We start from the raw sequence: 25,859 nt of genomic DNA, 5'->3' as shown, positions 1-25,859 counted from the left end.
CAGTCAAGAGAACCGCCGAAGCGGTAGTTCCGAAACCGCCGCAATAGCGAACGCCCCGGAGTCCCGGATCGCCCCTGTTATCGATCCGTTCAGCGAAGCTATCTCAAATAAACCGGACTGGACAATATGTAATTAGTAATTTCCGAAATCAAATTTCATTTATGTGACAAGAATCACACCTGATTCATGCTGAATTCCACTCATTTCTGATCGAAAAATGCGCTTTTTGCTGTTTCGCACACAAAAAAAAGCCCCCGTGCTGACACACGGAGGCCCTTGTTTGACGATTTATGTCGACTCAGGACAAACGCACCAACCATCCGTGACGGTCCGGGACACGTCCGTACTGGATGTCGGTCAGCTCCTGGCGCAGCGACATGGTGACCTCGCCCGCCGGTGCGGCCAGATCGCCTACCGCGAAACCGTCGCCTTTGAGCTCGCCGATCGGCGTGACCACCGCTGCGGTGCCGCAAGCGAACACCTCGGTGATCTCGCCGGAGGCCACGCCCTGCTTCCACTCGTCGATGGCCACCTTGCGCTCGATCACGCGCATGCCGCGGTCGCGGGCCAGTTGCAGGATGCTGTCGCGGGTAATGCCTTCCAGGATGCTGCCGGACAATTCCGGGGTCACCAGGCTGCCGTCCTTGTAGACCAGGAACACGTTCATGCCGCCCAGCTCTTCGATGTACTTGCCTTCCACCGGGTCCAGGAACAGCACCTGCGAGCAACCCTGCGCGTAGGCTTTTTGCTGCGGCAGCAGCGAAGCGGCGTAGTTGCCGCCGCACTTGGCCGCACCGGTGCCGCCCTTGGCCGCACGCGCGTACTCGGTGGACAACCAGATCGACACCGGCGCCACGCCCTTGGCGAAGTACGGGCCGGCCGGGCTGGCGATCACGTAGTACGAGGCCTTGTGCGCCGCGCGTACGCCCAGAAAGGCCTCATTGGCGATCATGAAGGGGCGGAAATACAGGCTGGTTTCCGGTGCCGAAGGCACCCAGCCGCCATCCACGGCCACCAGCTGGCGCAGCGATTCGACGAACAGGTCCACCGGCAATTCCGGCAGCGCCAGGCGCCGCGCCGAACGCTGCAGGCGCTCGCCGTTGGCCTGCGGGCGGAAGGTCCAGATCGAGCCATCGGCATGCCGGTAGGCCTTGATGCCTTCGAAGATCTCCTGGCCGTAATGCAGCACCGACGCCGCCGGATCCAGCTGCAGCGGGCCGTACGCGCGCACTTGCGCGTCATGCCAGCCCTGCTCGTTATTCCAGGAAATGGCGACCATGTGGTCGGTGAAATGCAGCCCGAAACCGGGCGCGGCCAGGATCACGGACAATTCGTCGGCGCTGCGCGGCGACGGAGAACGGGTGGAAGCGAAGGACACGGACACCGGGAGATTCCTGTATGGCGGGCGAAAGGACGCGGCGCCACATCGTGGACATGGCGCGTGACGATCAGAGCATGCCGGTCTCGAGACGGGCCGCTTCGGACATCATATGCCGGCCCCACGGCGGGTCGAACACCAGCTCGACATCGGCCTCGGCGATGGTCGGAATCATCTCGACCTTGCTGCGCACGTCGTCGACCAGGATCTCGCCCATGCCGCAACCGGGCGCGGTGAGGGTCATCTTGACGTCCACCCGGCGCTGGTTGTCTTCTTCGCGATGGCTGACCACCGCCTCGTAAACCAGCCCCAGATCGACGATATTGAACGGAATTTCCGGGTCGAAACAGGTGCGCAGCTGCTGCCACACCAGCGCTTCGACCTCTTCGTCGCTGGCGTTGTCGGGCAGTTCCAGGCCCGGCGGGGCCTCCTTGCCGATCGCATCGCCATCCTTGCCGGCAATGCGGAACAGATTGCCTTCGACAAAGACGGTGTAGCTGCCACCCAGGGCCTGGGTGATATAGCCGTAACTGCCTGCGGGCAGGGTCACCGAATCGCCCTGCGGCACCATGACGGCATCGCAATCGCGTTCGAACTGGACGGGTTCGCTGCTACGGGAGTACATGGGCTGGATATGGGGCCGCGCCGGACGCGCGCAAGTCGGCCATTCTAGCCGACCGCGACGGCGTCGCCGCCGCACGCAGCACCCGTCAGCGACGACGCTGCATTCCATCCGCCGCACCGTGGTGGCGTGGCGTGCATCGCAAAGGCCGGCCCGCGTTCTATCATGTGCGCACTGTCAGGAGCTCCAATGCCGTCCACCACCGCGTCCGCCAGAACCGCCCATTGGCTCTGGCCCCCGCTCCTGCTGCTGGGATGCGTCACCGCCCTCATCGCCTGGCTGCTCATCGCACTCGCGCTCGGCAATCAGGCAGGCTGGATGGCGGTGGTCGCAGCGCTGGAGATCGCCTGGATGCTGCGCCTTGGCACCTTGCACGCCGGCCGGCTGCGCATCGGCGTCGCCGTCGTCACGACGGCGCTGATCATCGTCGGCGCCAACTGGGGGATCGCCTCGGCCCAACTGGGCGGACCGCTCGGCCTGGACCCGTGGACCTCGGCACAGAAGATGGGCACCGGCCTGGCCTGGACCCTGCTGCAGCTGGCCAACAACGGCTTCGACCTGCTGTGCTACGTCGCCGCACTGTGGGTGGCCTGGTGGGCAGCGCGCTGAATCGGGGCGCGTTTGGCGTAGAGATGGTTGGTAAGCAGAGTTTTCAACAAGGCCCGCAATCAACGCCCTGGCGCGCTGTCCTCGCTCTTCAGTAAAACCACCAGCAAACTCTCTGTTGCGGTGTCTTCACCGCGCCCTCGATGTCGTTGCGTTTGCTGCAGGGCCCTCGCCCGCCCACCATCGCAGGACACGCCGTGGATCCATCCATGGAGGCTCTGGCGCGGCATCCATGCCGCTCAAGGTCCCGCGACGGTGGGCGGGCAAGGACCAGTGGAGATGGTCGGTGTGCATGGTTTTCAACAAAGCAACCGGCAAGCAGCGACGCGCTGCCTTCGTTCTTCAATGAAACCACCAGCCAACTGTCTGGCGCGGTGCCCTCACCGATTGCGGGACCGTTGGCGGCATGGATGCCGCCAACGGTCCCCCATGGACGGGTTGACGGCGTGTCCCGCGAGCGGTGAGGGCACCGCGCACTCGACGGTGGTCGGTGCGTAAAGCTTTCCAAAAGCAATCAGCGACGTGATGCCTTCGCTCTTAAAAAAACAACCAACTCTGCGGCGCAGTGATTTCGTCATCGCGCCCGAACACACCCGTCCTCACCAACCAGTGTCAAGAGAGGCCCGGCTGACAAGACCCACGCCCTCAATGCCCGCCGCCATCCAGCGCCTTCAACTCGCTGACCAGCGCGCCGGCCGCTTCTGCCCCATCGCCGTACAGCATGCGCGTGCTGTCGGCGTAGAACAGCGCATTCTCGATCCCGGCAAACCCCGTCCCCTTGCCGCGCTTGATCACCACCGTGTTCTTCGAATTGACCATATCCAGGATCGGCATCCCGTAGATCGGGCTGGCCGGATCGGTCTTTGCGACCGGATTGACCACGTCGTTGGCGCCGATCACCAGCGACACATCGGTGCTGGCGAATTCCGGATTGATATCGTCCATGTCGGCGATCAGGTCATAGGGCACGCCGGCTTCGGCCAGCAGCACGTTCATGTGCCCGGGCATGCGCCCGGCGACCGGGTGGATCGCGAACTTCACCTTGACCCCGCGCGCGATCAGCCGCTGCGCCAGCTCCCAGATCTTGTGCTGCGCCTGCGCCACCGCCATGCCGTAACCGGGCACGATCACCACCCGCTCGGCGAAGGCCATCATCGCGGCCACATCGCCGGCCTCGATCGGCTTCTGCGCACCGCTGATCTCCTGCGCCTGCCCGCCGCCGCCAAAGTTGGAAAACAGCACACCGCTGATCGGCCGATTCATCGCCTTGGCCATCAAGCGCGTCAGCAAGATCCCGGCCGCGCCGACCATCATGCCGGCGATGATCAACGCCTCGTTGCCCAGCACATACCCTTCGAATGCCACTGCCAGGCCGGTCAACGCGTTGTAGAGCGAAATCACCACCGGCATGTCGGCACCGCCGATCGGCAGTGTCATCAGCACGCCCAGGGCCAGCGCCACCACGAAGAAGGCGATGATCGCCGGCGGCTGCAGACTGCTTGCCGCCCAGATGCCGAACACCAGCACCGCCACTGCCACCAGCAGGTTGAAGACCTGTTGGCCGGGGAAGGTCACCCGCCGGTCGAGCCGGCCGTCGAGCTTGGCCCAGGCGATGATCGAGCCGGATAACGACACCGCGCCGATCGCCGAGCCAATCACCGCCAGCACCACCGTGGTGGTGTCCGGCCGCCGCGCCGCCAGTTCCGCAATTGCCTGCGCGCTCCAGTTTGCGGTGTCGCGGTTGGCGAAGAACGAAAACCGCAGCAACTCCACCGCACCGACCGCCGCCGCCGACCCACCGCCCATGCCGTTGTACAGCGCCACCATCTGCGGCATGTCGGTGATGGCCACCTTCCTGGCCGACCACCACGCCACCCCGGTGCCGATCGCCAATGCCGCCAGGATCAGCGGCACGTTGTGCAGTTCGGGAAGGAAGAATGTGGCCACCGTGGCGATCAGCATGCCCAGCCCGGCCCAGCGGATGCCGCTGCGCGCGGTCAAGGGCGAGGCCATGCGCTGCAGGCCGAGCAGAAACAGCGTGGCGGCGATCAGATAGCTGGACTTGACCAGCCAATCCAGCAAGTCGGGCGTGGAAACGTTCATGGCGCATCACCGCCCGGTGGCTTACGGCTGGACTTGAACATCTCCAGCATCCGCTCGGTCACCACATAGCCGCCGGCCGCATTGCCCGCACCCAGCGCCACGGCGACGAATCCCAGCGCCTTTTCCAGCGTGGTATCGGCATGGCCCAGTACCACCATCGCGCCGATCAGCACGATGCCGTGGATGAAGTTGGAACCGGACATCAGCGGCGTGTGCAGGATCACCGGCACCCGCGAGATGATCACGTGGCCGGCGATGGCCGCCAGCATGAAGATGTACAGCGCTACGAATCCGTCGCTCATCGTCTTTCGCTCCACTGGCCGGTGCGGCCCGCCGATCATACCCAGGCCACGCGCGTGCAGCCGCCTGTCAACCGAATCCGCGCTCGCCCGTTGACGTCGTATCGTCTCCGCGGAAGCTACGCTGTGCTGGTGGGAACCCCTTTCGATCCGCAACCTGCCGCACCGGCCGCGACCGCGCCGGCTTCGCTGGACGCCTTTCTGGCCGGCATCGGCCCGCGTGCGTTCCGTTTCGCCGAGGCCGGCCTGCGGCACCGCGAAGATGCCCTGGACGCCGTGCAGGACGCCATGGTGAAACTGCTGGGCTACCGTGAGCGGCCGGCCGAAGAATGGACCCCGCTGTTCTGGAGCATCCTGCGCAGCCGCATCATCGACCTGCAGCGTCGCCGCACGTTTCGCCTGAAGTTCTGGGCGCCGGCCGAGCGTGCCGACGACGAAGGCCCCATCGACTGGGCCGACCCCGGCGCCGGGCCGGTCGAGGAACAACAGCATCAACAGGCCTACCAACGGCTGGTCGATGCCCTGCGCAGGCTGCCGGCGCGCCAGCGCGAAGCCTTCACCCTGCGCGTGCTCGAAGACCTGGACGTCGCCACCACCGCCAAGGCGATGGGCTGCTCCGAAGGCTCGGTCAAAACCCACCTGTCGCGTGCGCGCGACGCGTTGCAAAAACAGTTCGAGGATTTCCTGTGAACCGCTCCCACGACACGGCCCAGCTCGATGCGCAGCTGCGCCAGTTGCACGCCACCGCGCTCACCAGCCTGGCACCGCAGACCTTGGCGCGCCTGCGTCAGGCCCGCCATGGCGCCGCCACCACGCGCAGCCGGCGCGGCTACTGGTTGCTGGCGACCGCGTGCTCGGGCCTGCTTGCGATCGGCATCGGCCTGCAATTGCGCCCGAGCGAGCGCGCCCCATCGGGTGCCGCGCCGACCCAGGCGCTTGCCAGCAGCGACGCGACCACCGATACCGACGACCTGCTGACCCAGAACCCGGACCTCTACGTCTGGCTCGGGTCCGACACCGCCCTGGCCATGGAATGAGCACGATGACCCGCACCCCCCGTCTGTTGTTGACCCTGCTGCTGTGCGCCGCGCCCTGCGCGTCCTTGCTGGCCCAGGCCCATTCCCCCGGACCGCCGGGAACGCCACCGCCGGATGGCCCCGGCCCGCGAGGACCCGGACCGCGCGAGGCAGACACGCCGATGCCCGAGTGGGACAAGCTCACCCAGCAGCAGCGGCAGGTGCTGATCGATGCGCTGCGCGAGCGCTGGAACGACGTGCCCGAAGAACGCCCGCGCATGTATCGGCACGCCCGCCGCTGGTTGGACATGACGCCCGAGCAGCGCAAGCAGGCCAAGGCCGGCATGGACCGCTTCCGCAACATGAGTCCGGAGCAACGCCGCGAAGCCAAGGCCTTGTTCGACCGCATGCGCACGCTCAACCAGCAACAACGCAGTGAGCTGCAGCAACGCTGGCAGAAAATGAGCCCGGCCGAACGCAGCACCTGGCTGCGCGAGCATCCGACCACCGACGATTGACGGCAGTGCCGCCGCGGCAAGTGCGACACGCCATCGCATTGATGCATCCCGCTCGCACGAGCACATGCGCGCGGCCGCTGTAGGAGCGCGCTGGCGCGCGATGAAGCCTTCCCGATGAAGCTCCATCGCACTGGCGCTCCTACCCAGAACGCCAGTGCGCAAGGTGCCTGGGACTCGGCGGGGCTATGCCGCCGGTGTCGCCGACCAACGCGTCTTGGCCAGCAACTCATCGTCCCAGTCGAACGACAGCGCACCGTCGTTGATCAACAGCGCAGCAAATGCGTAGACGTTGCGCGCGAACATCTCGCTGGCATGCACTGCGCCCTGGCTGGCCAGATTGAGCGGGCCGGCGATGATCACGCCATCGAGATCATAGGTTTCGCCCGGGCGGGTGGCGGCGCAATTGCCGCCGGTTTCCGCCGCCAGATCCACAATCACGCTGCCGGCGCGCATGCCGCGCGCCATGTCCACAGTCACGATCTTCGGCGCCGGACGGCCCGGTACGGCCGCTGTGCAGACGACCACGTCCACGCCTTTGAGATGCTCGGCCAGACGGCGCTGCTGTTCGGCGCGCTCGTCGTCGGTAAGCTGGCGCGCGTAGCCGCCTTCGCCGGCAGCGCTCACGCCCAGATCCAGAAAGCGCGCGCCCAGCGAGGCGATTTGCTCGCGCGTTTCCGGGCGCACATCGAAGCCTTCCACCTGCGCGCCCAGCCGCCTGGCGGTGGCGATCGCCTGCAGGCCGGCCACACCCGCGCCGATCACCAGCACCTTGCACGGGCGCATGGTGCCGGCAGCGGTGGTCAGCATCGGGAAAAAGCGCGGCGCCAGTTGCGCGGCGGTCAGCACCGCCTTGTAGCCGGCCATGCCGGCCTGCGAACTCAACACATCCATCGACTGCGCACGCGTGGTGCGCGGCAAACGCTCCAGTGGAAAGGCGATCAATTCGCGCGCGGCAAACGCCTGCGCACGCGCCGGATCTGCGTCCGGCGACAGCATGCCGATCAGCACCGTGTGCGGTTTGCATTGCAGCAGCACAGCGGCCGGCGGCGCCTGCACGCACACCACAACATCGGCCTGTGCAAGCGTCCGTGCGCCGGCCAGCTGCGCACCGGCCTGCAGATAGGCCGCATCGCCCATGCTGCTGGCACGGCCGGCATCCGGCTCGATCCACACGCTGGCGCCAAGCGCGACCAGCTTCTTGACCGTTTCCGGCGTTGCGGCCACGCGGCGTTCGCCATCGGCCCGTTCTTTCAGCACCAGCACCTGCACAGCCATGCGTTGCTCCGGTCTTGCGCCCAGTGGCGGCGATGCTAGCAGAGCGGCATACCGCCACCAGCCGCGCACCGGCCGAGCGGTCAGGCAGGCCACGCCAGAGCACGCCGCGCCCGATCAGCGACGGCGTGCCTCAGGGTTCGAGCACGGCGTGCAGCAGCGGCGCGAACACCACCTCCGGCGCATGGGCCAACAGCGCCATGTGCTTACGGTCGATCGCCAACGAGGCATAGCCATGCACCGCGCTCCAGGCCAGCAGCGTGCGTTGCTGCAGCACCTCCGTGGCCGGGGCATGGCCGTGACGGGCCATCCACTGTGTCCGCACCGTCTCGCGCAGGCTCGCCATCGCCGCGTCGCTGGCCTGCACCAGCCGCGGCAGGCTGCGTGAACCCACCTCCAGCCCCAGCATCAGCCGGAACTGCTGCGGGTAGTCGAGTGCGAACCGCACATAGCCCAGGCCACAGCCCAGCAAGGGGTCGGCCAGTTCCTGCTGGGCGGCAAGGATGCAGGCGAGCATGCGTTCGTAGCCGTCGGCCGCCAGTTCCGCCAGCAAGCCGTCCAGCGAACCGAAATGATGCGCCGGCGCCGCGTGCGAGACGCCGGCGCGCCGCGCACAGGCGCGCAAGGTCAGCCCACGCACGCCGGATTCGCCGAGCAGTTCCCAGCCGGCACGCCGCAACGCGGCCGGCAGGTCGCCGTGGTGATAGGCAGCAGGGGCATCGGTACGCGACATGGCGGCTTCGTTTTTCGGGATTTCAGTGGAGCAGACAATCTTGACGCTGACAAGATCCAATCGCACACTTGCTGAATCTTGTCATCGACAAGATGTAACCCTCCCCCTCCAAGGATCCTGCCCATGAGCGCATCCATTGCCAAACTGCGTCTACGCATACTTCGCAGTGTGCTGGCCGGCGCCAGCCACCTGGCCCCCGGCCGGACCGGCAGCTATCTGGCGCGCCGTTTCGTGACGCCTGCCAGCGCAGGGCGGCGGCAGGCGGCCGCCACCGCGGCGACCTTGAGCGACATGCAGCGCCACACGCTGCGCATCGACCGATTCGACATCGCGGTGTACCAGTGGGGCGACCTGAACCAGCAGCCGTACGTGCTGCTGTCGCATGGCTGGTCCAGTTACGGGCTGCGCTTTGCCGCATGGGTGCCGCAGCTGCGCGCGCTCGGCTATGCAGTGCTGGCGTTCGATCAGGCCGCGCACGGTTTGAGCAGCGGCAAGATCAGCAACATGCCGCATTTCGTGCAGGTGCTGGGCCAGATCGGCAGCCGTTTCGGTCGTCCTGCTGCCTTCATCGGGCACTCGATCGGCGCGGCAGCGGCGGTATTTTCCAACGATCCGGCATGGCGGCCCGAGCGCTACGTGCTGATCGCGCCGCTGGTCGAACCCGGTGCCAGTGCGCATCGTCAGTTCCGCGCCTCCAGGATCGCACCGGCCGCATTCGCACCGTTCGAAAACTGGCTCTTCCAGCTCACCGGCCTGCGTTTTGCGGATCTGGACGCAAGCCCGCATCTGCCGCAGTTCGATCGCCCGGCACTGGTCATCCACGACCGCCGCGACCGCGAAACGCCATGGGACGAGGGCGCGCGCTTTGCCGCCCTGTGGCCGGGCGCGCAGCTGTTCAGCACCGAAGGCCTGGGCCATAACCGCCTGGTCGATCATGCCTCGGTGATGACGCGGGCATTGGAGTTCATCGGCCCGGCAGCGCGGTAACGGCGCGCAGGTGACGCCGCAGCCAGTTGCTGCGGTGGCGCGATGACCGTGCTGATCGTGCACCGATGACGTGCTTAGGCGCATCGCGCTGCCCTGCATGCAGCACACGCGCGCGCGCGTGTATCGATCAACCGCGCTGCCGTTGCAGCGCAGTGACCTCCGATCAGTGCACCGTGCTGTTGTGCAGCGGGTCCAGCCGGTCGATCACGCCCTGCATCGCGCTGTCGAAGGCGCCGTCGTTGATGTGCTCGCGCAGCCGGCCCAGGCGCACCATCACCGCCAGCTCTTCCGGCGAGGCGACGCAGAAACGCACGCCGCGCCGATTGACGAACAGCAAGCGCTGCGAAATCGGGCTGACCCACGACAATTTGCCGGCCTGCACCTTGCCGTCCTTGTCGACGAAATCCAGCCAGGTGCCGATATCCATCGCGCGGAAACGTTCGGCGTCGGCGCTGTCGATGCTCTGCGCGACCGCTTCGGCACCCAGCACCACGCTGACGCTTTCGGCGGCCGGTGGGGGCAGATTGACCTGCGGCAATTCCGGCAGGGCTTTTTCCAGTTCCGGGCGCGCTTCGGCAATCGCCAGCAGGGTGTCGTGCAGCGCAGTGATCGCCACCACCACCGCGTCGCCGTACAACCCCACGCTGGCGAACACGCGGTGCAGCGCCGGCTGCCAGACCTGCAGCCACGGCTTGCCAACAATATGGCGGCGCGCCTCACTCAGTTCTTCCAGCACGCCATCGGCCAGCACCAGCGCCTCGAGGGTGCCGGGACCTTCGTCGCCGTCGCGCAGGATCGCCATGGTCAGGTGGTGCAGCCACGGCTGGCGCAGGAAATCTTCCACCGCCTTGGGCAATGGCGCGCTGGCCAGCACGCGCTGCTCCAGTTCGGCCAGCGCGCGGGTGCGTGCCAGTTCAAGCTTTTCCTGCCCACGCTGGGTTTCGGTGGCGCGGCGCTCGGCAATTTCCACACGGCGCCGATGTTGCGACAGGAAGTCGCGGAACTCTTCTTCCAGGGTCAGGAAGATCGCCAGGTTTTCGTTGAACTCGGCCACCAGGCGGTCGACGATTTCTTCGACCTTGCCCATCAGCACACGCTCGGCCGCGCTGTCGCCGTTGTTGCCTTCGCAGGCTTCGGCCAGCGAGTTGAGCAGACGCCGCGCCGGGTGGGTCTTCTGCACGAACATCTTGCGATCCAGCAATGCCACCTTGACGAACGGCACCACCAGACGGCCGATCATTTCGCGCGACCGATTTTCCAGGTCGCGCTCGTCCAGCATCACATCGAACAGCATGCCGACCAGGTCGATGGCATCTTCGTCCATCGGGTCGAGTTTTGCGGTGGCCGGGTCCACGCCCAGCCGCGTGGCGCTGGACAACACCTCGTTCTTCAGCCGTTGCGCGAGCGACTCGTCGTCGTCGCCGATTGCCGCTTGCAGCGTTGCGCTGGGCGTGGCCTGCAGCAGCGACAGCACCGACATCATTTCGCGCTGGCTCAACGGGCGTTGCTGGCTCACCGCCACCGACGCAGCCGAGGCCGTGCTGTCGCGCACGCTACGGGTCTGCTGCAACAACTCATGCAGGGCATCCAGCAGCATGCCCTGGCTACCGCCCGGATGATCGGCCTCGCCTTCCATGCCGCCACCTCCATCGGCATGGCCGCGTTGCGCGGCGGCCTGCATGCGCCCGCGGCTGTGCGCCCAGCGGTCCAGGAAGCGATTGGCCCAGGCTGGCGCGTATTGATCGTTCTGATCGTCGCCGCCCATCTCGGCACTGCCGCCGCGGGCGTCGGCCTGCGCGCGCTCTTCGGGTGTGTCGCCACGAGGCTGCGTGCGCGGCGGCGGGCGCTTGGGCTGCGAAATTTCCGGCATCACGCCGGCCTTGGCCAGGGTTTCGTCCAGACGCGCATACAACTTGCCGATCGGCTCGGCCAGGTCGCGCTCGCACAGCTTGATCAGCACCAGGCGCACTTCCGGCGCCAGGTCGCAGGTGGCGAACGCTTCGTGGATCGCCACGCCCAGATGTTCCGGGCCGATCGGGTTGGTGTCGGCCACCAACTCAAGGCCGCCGGCAACCCAGCCCAGGCGGCGGTCGACACGCGCCAGCACCTGCTTGAAGTCGCGCAGCAGCACGGTGGCAAGGTTGCGCACCGCCAACCGCGATTCGAGCACGTGCTCGGGCACCAGACTCAGCGGGCCGGTGCCCATGTCGCCGGCCAGCACCACCTCGGCCGACAACGGTGTCCCAAGCAACAGCGCCTGCCAGCCGTCGTCCAGCTGTTGGCGGAATTGGCTGGCGACGTCTTCGCGCTTGCGGCGCAATTCGCGCATGCCATCGAGAAACAGCAACTGCGACGCGCCTGCGGATTCGGCACGGTCGAACAGCACATCGTCGAAATGCGCAACTGCAGCAGCGAATACCTGCGCGAGCGCGGGCACGAACGCGTCGTACGCCTGTTCGAGCAAGCGTTGGTCACGGCCCGGGTGTCCCGACGGACTGGGCTGAAAAGTCATGCGCAAAGGCTCCCCGCCTCTGCAGGCGTGAAAATTTTCGAACGAGAAAAAACAGACGCGGCCCCAAATTCCGCCTTCGCATGGTAGGCGGTTCGCTCGTTTGTTAAGTGTGACGCAATACTCACTTTACTCGTGACCGCCCAGGGTTTGCGTTCAAGCGGCCATCCTAGCTCGCAACGCCGCGGTGGAGCTTGCCAGACGGCATTATCGGCCTGCAGGGGTTAAGCCTTCAGCTTGGCGGGCGCGTCCAGACCGGCCACCACACCCTGCATCGCGCTGCAAAAAGCGTCGTCGTCGCGATGCAGGCGCAGCCGGTCCAGCCAGACCATCATCGCGAGTCCGTCCGGCGAGGAAATGCACAACCGCCCGCCGCGCCGGTTGACGAACATCAAACGCCCGGAGATCGGGCTGATCCACGACAGTTTGCCGGCTGCACGCGGCCCTGGCGGTCGATGAAATCCGGGCTGGTGCCAATCGCCATGACCCGGAAAAAATCTGCGGTGATGCGCGCTATCGCTGCACGCGGGAGTGCATTGCAGCAGCACTGCATCGCCGAGCGCCAACACTGCATCCAACGTCGGGCCGGCGCCGTCCGCGCAACGCGGCCTGCTGGACGCAGGGGTGCCAGACGCGGCTCAGGAAGTGTTCCACCACCGGCGGCAACGGCCCGCGCGCCAAGCGCTCGGACAGCGCCTGCGCTCGATGCCGCGCGCACGCTCGCGGCGTTCTTCGGCGCGCTGCAATTCGTTGGCACGCCGCTCGGCAATCTCGACCCGGCGCCGGTACTGCTCATAGCTGGCGCCAAACTCGGATTCCAGCGCCAAAAATACTGAACGTTGCTCATCGAACTCGCGCACCACGGTGTCCACAGCTGCCGCGACCTGGGCCAGCAGGACCTATTCGGCAGCGATTTCGCCGCCGTTACCGTCGCAGGCGTCGACCAGCAGGTTGAGCAGGCGCCGCGCCGGATGGCCGTCGCGCACGAACAGATAGCCGTCGAGCATCGCCAGCTTGGCCATCGGCACCCGCAACTGGCCGAGCAGGCTGCGTTTGCAGGCCGGCCGGCAGCACCTCGCGGTCGCTGCGCAGATGCAGGCCGATGACCTGCACGCCCGCCAATGCCCCCTGCCCGCCCGACCAGTCGGCGAAGAAGCGCGCGATCCAGTCCGGCGCCTCGGTGCTGTGGTCGCTTGCGGCGTCGTCCTGGCACGGAATGCCGCGTTGACGCTGGCGTGCCTGTGGCAGCTCGCGCAGCCGTGCGACCCGGGCCAGCGCCTGTTCCAGCTCGCCATAGCGCTGCCCCGCACGCGCCATCAGCTGCTGCTCGCAGACCTTGATCACCGCCAGATGCACGTTGGGGGCCAGGATCACGCCCTGGAACGCCTCGTACAGCGCCACGCCCAGATGCTCCGGCCCGAACGGATTGCTGTCGCCGTCGATGCGCAGCCCACCGGCGATGAAACCCAGATATCGGTTGAGCCGCATCAGCTCCGGCCGCCATTGATGCTGCAGGGCGCCGGCCAGATTGCGCACCGCCAGGCGCACTTCAAGATCCTGTTCGGGCAACAGGGTCAGCCCGGCCGCACCGCGTGCCAGGGTGCGCTCGGCCGACAGCGGGCGCGCGGATTCCAGCCCCTGCCACGCCTTGGCCAGATGCCCGCGAAAGCGCGCGGTGATCGGCTCGCGCTGCTGGCGCAAGGCCTGGATCGCTTCCATGAAAGCGTTCTGCGCCGCGCCGGCATCGGCCGCCAGCCGGAACAACGCCTCGGCCAGCGTGTCCTGCACACCGATGAAGGCATCGGCCAGCGGCACCAGCACCACTTCGCGGACCTGATCGAGCAGGTCCGGGTTGCGGCCGGGCAGCGCTTCGGTGGCAACGAACTGGGTCATCGGACAACGCTGAAAGAGCGGGCAGGAAGGGGCGAGGCCACAACTGCAGGCATCGCGGGGCCGGCCATCATGCGGCCGGCGTTGGGAAGGGCCCGTCTATAATCGGCGCATTCGTTGCCCAGAACCGCAAATTATGCACGCACCGTATTCGCTCCAGGCGCTGGACGCGCGCCGCTCGGTCCCCTCCAAACAGCTCGGCGAGCCCGGCCCGGATGAAGACACCCTGTTGCGCATGCTCACCTCGGCGGTGCGCGTGCCCGACCACGGCAAGCTGGTGCCGTTCCGCTTTCTGCGTATCAGCGGCGATGCACGCCAGGCGTTGGGAGATTTCCTCGCCGAACGCACCCAGGCCGCCGACCCGCTGGCATCGCCGGCGGCCATTGCCAAGGAACGTGGACGCTTCAGCGACGCGCCGGTGGCGATCGTGGTGATCGCCTCGCTACGCCCGGAGCACAAGGTGCCCGTGCAGGAGCAACTGCTGACCGCCGGCTGCGTGTGCTTTGCATTGCTGCAGGCAGCGCAGGCGCATGGCTTCGGTGCGCAGTGGTTGAGCGCATGGATGGCCTACGACCCGGCCGTCACCGGCTATCTGGGCCTGGAAGAAAACGAGCGCATCGCCGGCTTCATCCATATCGGCACGCCGCGCATGCAGGTGCCCGAACGCGAGCGCCCGGACCCGCGTGCGTTGCTGCGCGACTGGACTCCGTGAGCACGCTGCCGGGCGCCATTGCCGCGGCATTGCCGGGCGGTCCGCGCCCGGAGCCGCTGTATCTGATCGATGCCAGCCTGTACGTGTTCCGTGCCTGGCATTCCATCCCGGACGAGTTTCAGGACGCGCAAGGCTGGCCGACCAACGCGGTGCACGGCTTTGCGCGGTTTCTGCTGGACCTGCTGGAACGCGAGCGCCCGCAGCACATCACCATTGCCTTCGACGAAGCCCTGGATAGCTGTTTCCGGCATGCGATCTACCCCGCTTACAAGGGCAACCGCGAGCCGGCGCCGGATGCGCTGCGGCGCCAGTTTGCGCATTGCAAGGCGCTCTGCGCAGCGCTGGGCCTGAGCGTGCTGGCCCACCGCGAGTACGAGGCCGACGATCTCATAGGCAGCGCCTTGCACAGCGTGCGCGCGCAAGGCTTGCGCGGGGTCATCGTGTCGGCCGACAAGGACCTGTCGCAGCTGCTGCTCGAACACGACGAACAGTGGGATTACGCGCGCAACCTGCGCTGGGGCATGGATGGCGTGAAGGCCCGCCACGGCGTACATGCGCATCAGATCGCTGACTACCTGGCGCTGTGCGGCGATGCGATCGACAACATTCCCGGCATCACCGGCATCGGTGCCAAATCGGCGGCCGTACTGCTGGCGCATTTCGGCAGCCTGGATGCGCTGCTGGAACGCATCGACGAGATCCCGTTCCTGCGCTTGCGCGGCGCCGCGCAAATGGCCGTGCGGCTGCGCGAACAACGCGACCATGCGCTGCTGTGGCGCCAGCTCACCACCATCGCACTGGATGCACCGCTGGGCTTGACCGACGCCGGCTTCACGCGCGTGCAGGCAGATGCGGACATGCTGATCGGCTTGTGCGACAGCCTGCGCTTCGGGCCACTCACACGCCGGCGCCTGCTGGCCGTGTGCGACGGCGCCGCGCTGCCACCACCTCCCGCTTCCCTGTCTCAAGGCACCTACCCATGAACCGACACGACACCCCGCCCACCGTGGTCTACGAAGGCAAGTATCAGCGCATGGTCGTGCGTGGCACCTGGGAATATTCCGAGCGTGTGCATGCCGGCGGCCTGGCCGCGATCATCGTGGCGGTGACACCGGACGATGCGATGTTGTTCGTCGAACAGTTCCGCGTCCCGCTGCAGGCGCGCACCATCGAAATGCCGGCCGGGCTGGTGGGCGATGTGCATGCGGACGAGTCGATCGAGCTGTCGGCCATCCGCGAACTGGAAGAAGAAACCGGCTGGACCGCCGAGCATGCCGAAGTGCTGATGATCGGCCCCACCTCGGCCGGTGCCAGCAGCGAGAAGATCGCCTTCGTGCGCGCCACCGGCCTGCGCAAGGTCGGCGAAGGCGGCGGCGATGCCAGCGAAGACATCACCGTGCACGAGATCCCGCGCGCGCAGGTCGGCGCCTGGCTGGTGCAGAAGATGGCAGAGGGCTATCAGATGGACCCCAAGCTGTGGGCCGGCCTGTACCTGGTCGATCACGCACTGGATGGCACCCCGCGTGGCTGACGCTGTCGTCGCCCCCTTGCTTGGCCCCGAAGATCCGGCACCGTTCACGGTGCACAACGCGCAGGCGGCCTCGCCATGGCTGTTGATCGCCGACCATGCCGGTCAACGCGTGCCGGCACGGCTGGCCAACCTGGGCCTGCCGCAGGTTGAGCTGGACCGCCATATCGGCTGGGATATCGGCATTGCGCAGCTCACCCGGCTGTTAGCCGATGCGCTGGACGCCATTGCCATCGCGCAGACCTATTCGCGGCTAGTGGTCGACTGCAACCGCCCGCATGATTCCGCCACCCTGATGCCGGAGGTGAGCGACGGCACAGCGATTCCCGGCAACCTGCAACTGTCTGCCGACGCGCGGCGGCAGCGCATCGAGGCGATCTTCGCGCCGTACCACGCGCGCATCGCGGCAGAGCTGGATGTACGTGCGCAGCGCAGGCAACCGACCTTGCTGGTGTCGATGCACAGCTTCACCCCAACCATGGCCGGCCATGCACGTCCCTGGCATGCAGGCGTGCTGTACAACCGCGATACGCGGCTGGCGCACCGGTTACTGCAGGCCCTGCGCAGCGAGCCGGATCTGGTGGTGGGCGACAACCAGCCGTACGCGGTCAGCGATACCAGCGACTACGCGATTCCGGTGTATGGCGAAGGCCGCGGCCTGCTGCATGTGGAACTGGAAATCCGCCAGGACCTGATTGCCGATGCGGCCGGACAACACACCTGGGCAGCGCGACTGGCGCGCATTTTGCCGCCGCTGGCCCGGGCACTGCTGCCGCACTGAAACCGGCAATCACCGTAGATACAAGGAGCGCGCTGGCGCGCGATGGGGCGTTCTCGGTAACGCTCCATCGCGCGCCAGCGCGCTCTTACGGGTGACGAGGCTTTAGCGGTAATGCCTCATCGCGCGCAAGCGCGTTCCTCCGGGTCATGCACGCGCATGACCCTGCTGCGCCTGACGCGATCGCTCAGGCAAACCCATCGGTCGCACGCACCAGCACATCGACATTTTCCGGCTCGAATGCCGAATGCCCGGAGGCCGGGCTGATCTGCAACTGCGCCTTCGGCCACACCTTGTGCAGGTCCCAGGCGCTTTGCAGCGGGCACACCACGTCGTAGCGGCCGTGCACGATCACCCCGGGGATATCGGCAATGCGGTGCGCGTCGCGCAGCAGCTGGTCTTCCACTTCGAAGAAACCGCCGTTGACGAAATAGTGGTTCTCGATGCGCGCGAACGCCAATGCGAAATGCGCGTCCTCGTGCCCGGTGACGAAGTCGTCGTCCACATGCAAAAAGCTGGTGGCGCCTTCCCACACGCTCCAGGCCTTAGCTGCGGCCAGACGCGTGGCTTCGTCATCGCTGGTCAGACGACGATGGAAGGCGGACATCAGATCGGCGCGTTCCACCGGCGGAATCGCGTTGACGTAATGCTCCCACGCATCCGGGAACAACCGGCTGGCGCCTTGCTGATAGAACCATTCCAGCTCGAAGCGACGCAGTAAAAAAATGCCGCGCAGCACCAGCTCGGTGACCTGTTGCGGATGGGTCTGCGCATACGCCAGCGCCAGCGTGGAGCCCCAGCTGCCGCCAAACACCTGCCAACGGTCGATGCCCAGATGCGTGCGCAGACGCTCGATATCGGCCACCAGATCCCAGGTGGTGTTGTCGACAAGATCGGCATGCGGCGTGGAGCGGCCGGAACCGCGCTGATCGAACAGCACGATGCGGTACTTGGCCGGGTCGTGGAAGCGCCGCATCTTGTCGTTGCAGCCGCCGCCCGGGCCGCCATGCAACATCACCACCGGCTTACCCTGCGGATTGCCGCACTGCTCGAAATACAGCGTGTGGCGGTCGTCGACCTTCAGGCTGCCCTGCTCGTAGGGCGTGATCTCGGGATAGAGCGTGCGCATGCGTCGGTCCTGCGGGAAACCGCTAGTGTATCGGCAGCCGGCGCACGCACCCAGGCGCCCCTTTGCGATCGAAAGCGCAGCTGCAGAGGCATGGGCGAAGATTGGAAGCAACGAAGCTTTTGCGCTTGGCGCCAGGGCGCGCGATCAGTCAGTGTCATCGGCAGAGCGAACGCGCGTACTCCAGCGCGGAGCCCGGGGTCCGTTTACCGGGACAACCACGCGCTACGTTGTGTCAGCCGCGCTGGCCCGCAGCTGGCGACCAGCAACCCAACGTCACCCGGTCGCGCTGCTCCAGATCCTGATGCGTGGCCACTGCGGCGAAACCGCGCGCAGCCAGCAGTTCGGCCACGGCGACGCCCTGGTCCCAGCCGTGCTCCAGCAGCAGCCAGCCGCCCGGCAGCAGATGCGCAGGCGCATCGGCCACGATCAGGCGGATATCGTCCAGCCCGTCGCTGCCCGATGCCAGTGCGCTGGCCGGTTCGTAGCGCAGATCGCCCTGGTGCAGATGCGGGTCGTGCGCAGCGATATACGGCGGGTTGCTGACGATCAGGTCGAACGCCTCGGCGGCCAACGGCGCGAACCAGCTACCCAGCCGACAGTCGACATTGCCTAACCCATGGCTGTGGGCATTGCGTTGGGCCATCGCCAGCGCCGCGGCGCTGGCATCGGTGGCGATCACCTGCGCCTGCCGGCGTTCGCTGGCGATGGCCAGCGCAATCGCGCCGCTGCCGGTGCCCAGATCGGCGGCGCGACGGCCCGGCACGCTGTCGAAGCGTTCCAGAGCAAGCTCGACCAGCAGCTCGGTGTCGGCACGCGGGATCAGCGTGGCCGGCGAAACCGCCAGATCCAGCGTCCAGAAGCCGCGCGAGCCGGTCAGATAGGCCACCGGCTCGCCCGCCTCGCGCCGCTGAACCAGAGACTCGAACGCCTGCGCCACCGATAGAGGCAGCGGATCGCGCCCGTGCATGAACAACCAGGCGCGATCGCGCCCCAATGCATGCAGCAGCAGTGGCTCCGCATCGCAGCGCTCGATCCGCTCGGTGGCCCGCCGCAGCAACTGATCGGCGGGAATGGCGGCGAGATCGTCGGACATACGGACTGTTCACTCCTGCGCAACATCGGCTGACCATTATCGGCGATGACGTTGCCGCGGTTGCGCTAGACATCGTCTACAAAATTGATAGCCTAAGCCTATCTATACAATTCCATCAATCGATTTGAGGAATCTATCGATCCTGCCTACCATGGCGACTGTTCCATCCCCCGCCCCCCTTTCATTGCACGAGGAAACTCAATGTCTCTCATCAACACCCAGGTCCAGCCGTTCAAGGCGAATGCGTACCACAACGGCAACTTCATCGAAGTCACCGAGGCCAGCCTGAAGGGCAAGTGGTCGGTACTGATCTTCATGCCGGCCGCCTTCACCTTCAATTGCCCGACCGAAGTGGAAGACGCCGCCGACAACTATGCCGCGTTCCAGAAGGCTGGCGCCGAGGTGTACATCGTCACCACCGACACGCACTTCTCGCACAAGGTGTGGCACGAAACCTCGCCGGCCGTGGGCAAGGCGCAATTCCCGCTGATCGGCGACCCGACCCACAAGCTGACCCGCGCCTTCGGCGTGCACATTGAAGAAGAAGGCCTGGCCCTGCGCGGCACCTTCATCATCAATCCGGAAGGCGTGATCAAGACCCTGGAAATCCACGACAACTCGATCGCCCGCGACGTCACCGAGACGCTGCGCAAGCTCACTGCCGCGCAGTTCGTGGCCAACAACCCTGGCCAGGTCTGCCCGGCCAAGTGGAAGGAAGGCGCCAAGACCCTGGCTCCGTCGCTGGACCTGGTCGGCAAGATCTAAGCTGGCTGTCACCTCCGACCTGTCGCCAGGTCGGAGCATCTCCGGCCCGCACGGGCCGGGGGTGAACCGGAGCCGGTGCCGGGCTGCCCGCCAGCCATCGCCAGCACGCACCCCGACCTCGCGCCGGCTGCGGTTCACTCCCTTCCTCCCCGGCGACCTGCCCCAAGGCAGCCACGCCACGCCCTCCCCTTGCCCATTCCCAGGAGTTTTCCATGTTGGATGCCAATCTCAAGACCCAGCTGACCGCCTACCTGGAACGGGTGACGCGCCCGATCCAGATCCATGCTTCGATCGACGACAGCACCGGCTCGCGCGAAATGCTCGACCTGCTCGAAGATCTGGTGCTGCTCTCGGACAAGATCAGCCTGGACATCCACCGCGACGACAACCAGCGCAAGCCCTCGTTCGCGCTGACCTCGCCCGGCCAGGACATCTCGCTGCGCTTTGCCGGCCTGCCGATGGGCCACGAGTTCACCTCGCTGGTGCTGGCACTGCTGCAGGTCGGCGGCCACCCGTCCAAGGCCACTGCCGAGCTGATCGAGCAGGTGCAGCACCTGGATGGCGACTACCAGTTCGAAACCTACTTCTCGCTGTCGTGCCAGAACTGCCCGGACGTGGTGCAGGCGCTGAACCTGGCTGCCGTGCTCAACCCGCGCATCAAGCATGTCGCCATCGACGGCGCCTGGTTCCAGGACGAAGTGGAAACCCGCCAGATCATGTCGGTGCCCACCGTGTACTTGAATGGTGAGCTGTTCGACCAGGGCCGCATGACGCTGGAGCAGATTGTCGCCAAGCTCGACACCAACGCCGCCAAGCGCGATGCCGCAAAAATCGCCGCCAAAGACGCCTTCGACGTGCTGGTGGTAGGCGGTGGCCCGGCCGGTTCGGCAGCGGCGGTCTATGCCGCACGCAAGGGCATCCGCACCGGTGTGGCCGCCGAACGTTTCGGTGGGCAGGTGCTGGACACCATGTCGATCGAAAACTTCATCTCCGTGCCGGAAACCGAAGGCCCGAAGATGGCTGCGGCGCTCGAACAGCACGTGCGCCAGTACGATGTGGACATCATGAACCTGCAGCGTGCCGAGCAGCTGATCCCGGCCGGTGCCGATGGCCTGATCGAAATCAAGCTGGCCAATGGCGCCTCGCTCAAGAGCAAGACCGTGATCCTGTCCACCGGTGCGCGCTGGAGGCAGATGAACGTGCCCGGCGAAGACCAGTACAAGAACAAGGGCGTGGCCTATTGCCCGCATTGCGACGGCCCGCTGTTCAAGGGCAAGCGCGTGGCGGTGATCGGCGGCGGCAACTCGGGCGTGGAAGCGGCGATCGACCTGGCCGGCATCGTGGCGCATGTCACGCTGGTGGAATTCGACGACAAGCTGCGCGCCGACGAAGTGCTGCAGCGCAAGCTGCGCAGCCTGCACAACGTGCGCATCATCACCAGCGCGCAGACCACCGAAGTGCTCGGCGACGGGCAGAAGGTCACCGGCCTGGTCTACAAGGACCGCACCGGCGGCGACATCCAGCACGTCGACCTGGAAGGTGTGTTCGTGCAGATCGGCCTGCTGCCCAACACCGAGTTCCTGCGTGGCACGGTGGCGTTGTCGCCGCGCGGCGAGATCATCGTCGACGACCGTGGCCAGACCGATGTAGCGGGCGTGTTCGCCGCAGGCGACGCCACCACCGTGCCGTACAAGCAGATCGTGATCGCGATGGGCGAAGGTTCCAAGGCAGCCCTGAGCGCCTTCGATCACCTGATCCGTTCCAGCGCACCGGCCAGTGCCGAGGCCGTGGCACAGGCCGCATAAGCCAGCGCTTTGCAAGCGCCCGGCCAGCCCGGGCGCTAAGCTCGCACCACGCTCCAGCAAGTTCCCCGTCACCGCAATGAAGGCTGCTGCATATGAATCTGCGTGACCTGAAATATCTGGTAGCCCTGGCCGACCACAAGCACTTCGGCCGTGCTGCGACGGCGTGTTTTGTCAGTCAGCCAACGCTATCCACACAGATCAAGAAACTCGAAGACGAGCTCGGCGTGTCGCTGGTGGAACGGGCGCCGCGCAAGGTCATGCTGACCCCGGCCGGCCGCGAAGCTGCCGTGCGTGCGCGCAGCATCGTGGCCGAAGTGGAACAGATGAAGGAAGCTGCACGCCGCAGCCAGGACCCGGAAGCCGGCACCGTGCGTTTAGGCATCTTCCCTACCCTGGCACCATATCTGTTGCCGCATGTGGTGCCACGCATCCGCGAACGCTTCCCGCGTCTGGAACTGCTGCTGATCGAAGAGAAGAGCGACCAGCTGGTGCACCAGCTGCGCGAAGGCCGCCTGGATGCCGCACTGCTGGCGCTGCCATTGCAGGACGACCAACTGCATGCCGAATTTCTGTTTGAAGAGCCCTTCGTGCTGGCGGTACCGGAAGGCCACCCGCTCTCGCGCCACGACAGCATGACGCTGGACGATCTGTCCGAGCAGCGTTTGCTGCTGCTGGAAGACGGCCACTGCCTGCGCGAGCAGGCACTGGATGTCTGTCATCTGGCCGGTGCGCTGGAAAAATCCGAATTTCAGGCGACCAGCCTGGAAACGCTGCGCCAGATGGTGGCCGCCAATGTCGGCGTCACCTTGTTGCCACTGCTTGCGGTCAAGCCGCCGGTTGCGCGTTCGGAGAACATCCGCTTGATCCGCTTCCGCGAAGACAAGCAGCCCAGCCGCCGTATCGCGATGGCCTGGCGTCGTAGCTCGGCGATGACGGCGTTCCTGGAGCAACTGTCGCAATTGTTCAAGGAATTGCCGGACAGCTTGTTTACGCTGGATCAGCCTGCGACAGGACCGAAGGCGGTTGCGGCCTGAGGCCGGGAATCGGGAATCGGGAATCGGGAATCGGGAATCGGGAATCGGGAATCGGGAATCGGAAGAGCATGTCGCGGCTGCGGTCGCTTTGAGTCGCGTTTGTAGGTTTGGCCTTGAGCGGCGCGCGAGCGCCGCTTTTGTCTGGCTGCGTGCAGTACACCTGCTGAGATCCGACGCCATAGCAAGGCCGCCGCTGAACGCAATGCCGCTGAGCGCAATGGTTTGTTCGCTGCTCTAAAAGTACCTGTTGTGGCCTGTTTCTGCGGCTGTGCCATCCCCAGCGCTTACTCCCGCACTTGGAATCCATCACGCCTGCCGTGGCGCACTCGGCAGTGGCCTGCGATCTCGGCACGGCCACGCATTGCGATCGAGCGCCGGCGCCCTCATCTCCTCAGTGCCGCTTGCCGCGTTGGCAAGCCATATTCGTCAGGAGACTGCCATGACTTCGCAACACCACAGCGGCTTGCCGCCATCCATTCTGGTATCCAGCCACGACCTTGCCCGGCTTGAGTCATTGCTCGATTCGCCGACCTTCAACAAGCATCCCGCCGCCACTGCGCTGAGCGATGAACTGGGCCGCGCCTGCGTGCTGCCGCCCGACCAGATTCCCGGCGATGTCGTCACCATGCACGCGCGCATCGAATGCGAAGACCAGCTGCATGGCGAACGGCATACGCTCACCCTTGTGTATCCGCATGAGGCCGATGTACAGCAAGGCCGCATCTCGGTGCTTGCGCCGGTCGGCAGCGCGCTGCTCGGCCTGTCGGTTGGTCAGAGCATCGATTGGCGCACGCCTGACGGGCGCGACCTGCGCCTGCGTGTGACGGCCGTGTACGACCAACCCGCAGTCGCGAGCGACTTCCAGCGCTGAGCGCGCTAACGTAGCGCGCTGCGTCTTATCCCCCGACCCGTTCCACGATTCGAGAGAACCCGCATGACCGCATCCCCCTCCAAGCTCGCCCAGCTGCGTGAACTGTCCGTTGTCGTTGCCGATACCGGCGACTACGACGCCATCAAGCGCCTGCAGCCAGTCGACTGCACCACCAATCCCACCCTGGTCAAAAAAGCGCTGGACCTGCCGGTCTATTCCGATCTGCTCGAGCGCGAACTGGCCTGGGGCCGCGCGCACGGCGGCGACGATCGCACCACCACCGTCAACGAAGTGGCCGACCGCCTCACCGTCGGCGTGGGCGTCAAGTTGTCCGAACTGGTGCCCGGCCGCGTCTCCACCGAGGTCGACGCCGATCTGGCGCACGACACCCAGGCCACCATCGCCAAGGCGCGCAAGTTCGTTGCGATGTACGCCGAGCGCGGCGTCTCCAAGGACAAGATCCTGATCAAGATCGCAGCGACCTGGGAAGGCATCGAAGCCGCCCGTCAGCTGCAGCTGGATGGCATCGATTGCAACCTCACCTTGATCTTCAACCGCTCGCAAGCGCTGGCCTGCGCCGAGGCCGGCGTGTTCCTGATCTCGCCGTTCGTGGGCCGCATCCTGGATTACTACGTGGCCCAGGGGCAGACCCCCGCCAGCATCGATGAAGACCCGGGCGTGGTGTTCGTGCGCACCGTCTACAACGCGTTCAAGCAGCGCGGCTCGTCCACGGTGGTGATGGGCGCCTCGTTCCGCTCCACCGCGCAGATCGAAGCATTGGCCGGTTGCGACCGCCTGACCATCTCGCCGGATCTGCTGGAAAAACTCGACGCCGAGTACGGCGAACTGCCGCGCAAGCTCTCGCCGGCCAAGGCCGACAACGCCCAGATCACTCCGATCGACAGCGACAGCTTCGCCTCTGGCCTGGCCGCCGATGCGATGGCTACCGAGAAACTGGCCAGCGGCATCGACACCTTCGCCAAGGACTTGCACGCACTGCGCAAGACCATCGCCGACAAGCTCGCCGGCTGATCGCGGCAGGTTGCTTCTGCGACACCGACGCCTGCAGCCCGATGGCTGCGGGCGTTGTCGTTTGTGGAGGTGGCAGCGCCATTGCCTGCCAGCGAGGCACCAGCGATGGACGCGATACCATGGCGCCCCGCATCGCCGACCGCCTGCCATCTTTCGTGCAGGCCTAACGCCCGGTATCGGCATTACCACGATCGCTGCAAGCTCGGGCGCTCGGGCACCGCACACGCCCTGCCCCGCTGCGTAATGCGCCACACATGGCCGACCAGCACGCCCCGCCACCCCTCTCCACACGCCGCTTACACCCGCCACGCGCGCACTGCCTAGAATCCGGATTCGCTCAACTGGCGTAACGGACAATGGCAAACATTGCAGTGGTGATGGTCGACGGCGTAGCCGACTGGGATATCGGCGTGGTGCTGCCGGCGGCGCGCGAGTGGTTCGGCGACCAGGTCGCCATCGCCAGCATCGACGGGCAGCCGGTACAGTCCCTCGGCGGCCTGCGCATCACGCCGGAATTTGCGCTGTGCGATCTGGCGCCACTTGAGGCTGATCTGTGGATTTTGCCCGGCAGCGAACGCTGGCAAGCCGGTGAGATTCCCGGCCTGAGCGGCCTGCTGGTCGAGCGCGTGCAGCAGCAGCGCCCGGTCGCGGCAATCTGCGGCGCCACCCTTGCCTTCGCGTACGCAGGCCTGCTCGATGAGCGCGCGCACACCAGCAACGCGCTGGCGTTTCTGCAGGAACATGTCGTGCCATATGCAGGCGCTGCGCACTACCGTCATGAAAAAGTCGTCAGCGCCGATGGCGTCATCACCGCCCCCGGCACCAGCCCGGTGGGTTTCGCCCTGGCTTGCATGCGGCTGCTGCATCCGGATCGCACCGACACGTTGGCACAGTTGCGCGGCATGTTTGCCGGCGAATTCGTCTGATCCAACGGACTCAGGCGCGCACAGCTGGTGCTCGGCACCGACGCGCCGTGCTGATGCCCTGAACTAGGTTTGCGCACCGTTGGCCGCAGTGATTCGCCAGCAGTGATTCGCCACCGAGTCGCTGCGGCGAGTGCGTCAGCTTTCTGCATCGCTCGCCGCAGCACTCATCAACACTGATTGCAGCACAGCTTCGCCAAGCCGATTCGCCGTGCGCACACACGGCGCCACCGCCAACCTGTCGTGTGGACACCAT

The 25,859-nt window shown here is 66.2% G+C and carries 25 protein-coding genes and 2 pseudogenes; 15 read left to right on the top strand and 12 right to left on the bottom strand.

Features of this window, described 5'->3' with window-relative positions; all coding sequences use genetic code 11:
- Positions 1-298 precede the first annotated feature (298 nt).
- A complete protein-coding gene (locus tag M3O59_RS04575; RefSeq protein WP_116905533.1) occupies positions 299-1,384 on the bottom strand; it encodes a branched-chain amino acid aminotransferase in 1,086 nt (361 codons plus the stop codon).
- 64 nt (positions 1,385-1,448) lie between these two features.
- Positions 1,449-2,003: a putative Fe-S cluster assembly protein SufT gene (sufT, locus tag M3O59_RS04570; RefSeq protein ID WP_064508622.1), complete on the bottom strand. Its 555-nt coding sequence runs from the start codon at positions 2,001-2,003 to the stop codon at positions 1,449-1,451.
- Positions 2,004-2,189: 186 nt separating this feature from the next.
- On the opposite strand from sufT, the gene M3O59_RS04565 reads away from it, so the two are divergent.
- Positions 2,190-2,609, top strand: a complete 420-nt coding sequence (locus M3O59_RS04565; RefSeq protein ID WP_116905532.1) for a hypothetical protein — start codon at positions 2,190-2,192, stop codon at positions 2,607-2,609.
- Between the two features lie 642 nt (positions 2,610-3,251).
- On the opposite strand, the gene M3O59_RS04560 is transcribed toward M3O59_RS04565, so the two are convergent.
- Both M3O59_RS04560 and M3O59_RS04555 read right to left on the bottom strand, forming a co-directional pair.
- Entirely contained in the window at positions 3,252-4,709 is a 1,458-nt protein-coding gene (locus M3O59_RS04560; RefSeq protein ID WP_249054542.1) for an NAD(P)(+) transhydrogenase (Re/Si-specific) subunit beta, read from the bottom strand.
- Entirely contained in the window at positions 4,706-5,011 is a 306-nt protein-coding gene (locus M3O59_RS04555; protein WP_064634272.1) for an NAD(P) transhydrogenase subunit alpha part 2, read from the bottom strand. Before M3O59_RS04555 ends, M3O59_RS04560 begins: the two co-directional genes overlap by 4 nt.
- A gap of 123 nt (positions 5,012-5,134) precedes the next feature.
- On the opposite strand from M3O59_RS04555, the gene M3O59_RS04550 reads away from it, so the two are divergent.
- Genes M3O59_RS04550 through M3O59_RS04540 form a run of 3 tightly spaced genes read left to right on the top strand, consistent with a single transcriptional unit; the run spans position 5,135 to position 6,542 of the window.
- Positions 5,135-5,698 carry an RNA polymerase sigma factor gene (locus M3O59_RS04550; protein WP_064634168.1) on the top strand — a complete coding sequence of 188 codons (564 nt, stop codon included), beginning with the start codon at positions 5,135-5,137 and terminating at the stop codon, positions 5,696-5,698.
- On the top strand, positions 5,695-6,045 hold the full coding sequence (locus M3O59_RS04545; protein WP_064634167.1) for a hypothetical protein: 351 nt from the start codon (positions 5,695-5,697) through the stop codon (positions 6,043-6,045). The genes M3O59_RS04550 and M3O59_RS04545 overlap by 4 nt, the downstream gene beginning before the upstream one ends.
- 5 nt (positions 6,046-6,050) lie before the next feature.
- Complete coding sequence (locus M3O59_RS04540; protein WP_116905562.1) at positions 6,051-6,542, top strand: DUF3106 domain-containing protein; 492 nt, start codon at positions 6,051-6,053, stop codon at positions 6,540-6,542.
- A 183-nt stretch (positions 6,543-6,725) separates the two neighbouring features.
- On the opposite strand, the gene M3O59_RS04535 is transcribed toward M3O59_RS04540, so the two are convergent.
- Both M3O59_RS04535 and M3O59_RS04530 read right to left on the bottom strand, forming a co-directional pair.
- Positions 6,726-7,817 carry an NAD(P) transhydrogenase subunit alpha gene (locus tag M3O59_RS04535; protein ID WP_064634166.1) on the bottom strand — a complete coding sequence of 364 codons (1,092 nt, stop codon included), beginning with the start codon at positions 7,815-7,817 and terminating at the stop codon, positions 6,726-6,728.
- A gap of 130 nt (positions 7,818-7,947) precedes the next feature.
- A complete protein-coding gene (locus tag M3O59_RS04530; RefSeq protein ID WP_116905561.1) occupies positions 7,948-8,547 on the bottom strand; it encodes a TetR/AcrR family transcriptional regulator in 600 nt (199 codons plus the stop codon).
- Positions 8,548-8,670: 123 nt separating this feature from the next.
- Between M3O59_RS04530 and M3O59_RS04525 the strand changes: the two genes are divergently transcribed.
- Positions 8,671-9,534, top strand: coding sequence for an alpha/beta hydrolase (locus tag M3O59_RS04525; RefSeq protein ID WP_116905529.1), 864 nt, complete (start codon positions 8,671-8,673; stop codon positions 9,532-9,534).
- Between the two features lie 163 nt (positions 9,535-9,697).
- Here the strand turns inward: M3O59_RS04525 and M3O59_RS04520 are convergent, their stop codons facing one another.
- From M3O59_RS04520 to M3O59_RS04505, 4 genes and pseudogenes are all read right to left on the bottom strand, one after another.
- Positions 9,698-12,046 (bottom strand): DUF1631 domain-containing protein, encoded by a 2,349-nt coding sequence (locus tag M3O59_RS04520; RefSeq protein ID WP_116905528.1) that lies wholly within the window; start codon positions 12,044-12,046, stop codon positions 9,698-9,700.
- Between the two features lie 221 nt (positions 12,047-12,267).
- Positions 12,268-12,545, bottom strand: a pseudogene (locus M3O59_RS04515) (DUF1631 family protein); the annotation flags it as partial.
- Positions 12,546-12,681: 136 nt separating this feature from the next.
- Positions 12,682-13,050: pseudogene (locus M3O59_RS04510) on the bottom strand (DUF1631 family protein).
- Complete coding sequence (locus M3O59_RS04505) at positions 12,968-13,936, bottom strand: DUF1631 family protein (protein WP_181920508.1); 969 nt, start codon at positions 13,934-13,936, stop codon at positions 12,968-12,970. The pseudogene M3O59_RS04510 and the gene M3O59_RS04505 overlap by 83 nt, the downstream one beginning before the upstream one ends.
- Positions 13,937-14,069: 133 nt before the next feature.
- Between M3O59_RS04505 and M3O59_RS04500 the strand changes: the two genes are divergently transcribed.
- The 4 genes from M3O59_RS04500 to M3O59_RS04485 are packed head-to-tail and all read left to right on the top strand — an operon-like array spanning position 14,070 to position 16,954.
- Positions 14,070-14,645, top strand: coding sequence for a nitroreductase family protein (locus M3O59_RS04500; RefSeq protein ID WP_064634161.1), 576 nt, complete (start codon positions 14,070-14,072; stop codon positions 14,643-14,645).
- Complete coding sequence (locus M3O59_RS04495; RefSeq protein WP_064634160.1) at positions 14,642-15,628, top strand: 5'-3' exonuclease; 987 nt, start codon at positions 14,642-14,644, stop codon at positions 15,626-15,628. Before M3O59_RS04500 ends, M3O59_RS04495 begins: the two co-directional genes overlap by 4 nt.
- Entirely contained in the window at positions 15,625-16,176 is a 552-nt protein-coding gene (locus M3O59_RS04490; RefSeq protein ID WP_006451767.1) for an NUDIX hydrolase, read from the top strand. The genes M3O59_RS04495 and M3O59_RS04490 overlap by 4 nt, the downstream gene beginning before the upstream one ends.
- A complete protein-coding gene (locus tag M3O59_RS04485) occupies positions 16,157-16,954 on the top strand; it encodes an N-formylglutamate amidohydrolase (RefSeq protein ID WP_116905527.1) in 798 nt (265 codons plus the stop codon). The genes M3O59_RS04490 and M3O59_RS04485 overlap by 20 nt, the downstream gene beginning before the upstream one ends.
- Before the next feature lie 184 nt (positions 16,955-17,138).
- On the opposite strand, the gene pip is transcribed toward M3O59_RS04485, so the two are convergent.
- Positions 17,139-18,080 carry a prolyl aminopeptidase gene (gene pip, locus M3O59_RS04480; RefSeq protein ID WP_116905526.1) on the bottom strand — a complete coding sequence of 314 codons (942 nt, stop codon included), beginning with the start codon at positions 18,078-18,080 and terminating at the stop codon, positions 17,139-17,141.
- 232 nt (positions 18,081-18,312) lie between these two features.
- Entirely contained in the window at positions 18,313-19,173 is an 861-nt protein-coding gene (gene prmC, locus M3O59_RS04475; protein ID WP_064634157.1) for a peptide chain release factor N(5)-glutamine methyltransferase, read from the bottom strand.
- A gap of 201 nt (positions 19,174-19,374) precedes the next feature.
- Between prmC and ahpC the strand changes: the two genes are divergently transcribed.
- From ahpC to M3O59_RS04445, 6 genes are all read left to right on the top strand, one after another.
- Positions 19,375-19,938, top strand: coding sequence for an alkyl hydroperoxide reductase subunit C (ahpC, locus tag M3O59_RS04470; protein ID WP_003488826.1), 564 nt, complete (start codon positions 19,375-19,377; stop codon positions 19,936-19,938).
- Between the two features lie 212 nt (positions 19,939-20,150).
- Positions 20,151-21,743 carry an alkyl hydroperoxide reductase subunit F gene (ahpF, locus tag M3O59_RS04465; protein WP_064634156.1) on the top strand — a complete coding sequence of 531 codons (1,593 nt, stop codon included), beginning with the start codon at positions 20,151-20,153 and terminating at the stop codon, positions 21,741-21,743.
- 92 nt (positions 21,744-21,835) lie between these two features.
- Positions 21,836-22,777 carry a LysR substrate-binding domain-containing protein gene (locus M3O59_RS04460; RefSeq protein ID WP_064634155.1) on the top strand — a complete coding sequence of 314 codons (942 nt, stop codon included), beginning with the start codon at positions 21,836-21,838 and terminating at the stop codon, positions 22,775-22,777.
- A 439-nt stretch (positions 22,778-23,216) separates the two neighbouring features.
- Entirely contained in the window at positions 23,217-23,648 is a 432-nt protein-coding gene (gene rnk, locus M3O59_RS04455) for a nucleoside diphosphate kinase regulator (RefSeq protein WP_116905525.1), read from the top strand.
- A 63-nt stretch (positions 23,649-23,711) separates the two neighbouring features.
- Positions 23,712-24,680 carry a transaldolase gene (locus M3O59_RS04450; RefSeq protein ID WP_064634153.1) on the top strand — a complete coding sequence of 323 codons (969 nt, stop codon included), beginning with the start codon at positions 23,712-23,714 and terminating at the stop codon, positions 24,678-24,680.
- A gap of 356 nt (positions 24,681-25,036) precedes the next feature.
- The gene (locus M3O59_RS04445; RefSeq protein WP_116905524.1) at positions 25,037-25,606 is read left to right on the top strand and encodes a type 1 glutamine amidotransferase family protein; all 570 of its coding nucleotides are present in this window, start codon (positions 25,037-25,039) and stop codon (positions 25,604-25,606) included.
- The last annotated feature ends 253 nt before the right edge of the window (positions 25,607-25,859 follow it).

The organism is Xanthomonas nasturtii (assembly GCF_023337365.3).
Lineage (GTDB): Bacteria > Pseudomonadota > Gammaproteobacteria > Xanthomonadales > Xanthomonadaceae > Xanthomonas > Xanthomonas nasturtii.
This window is presented reverse-complemented; position numbering and strand designations above follow the sequence as displayed.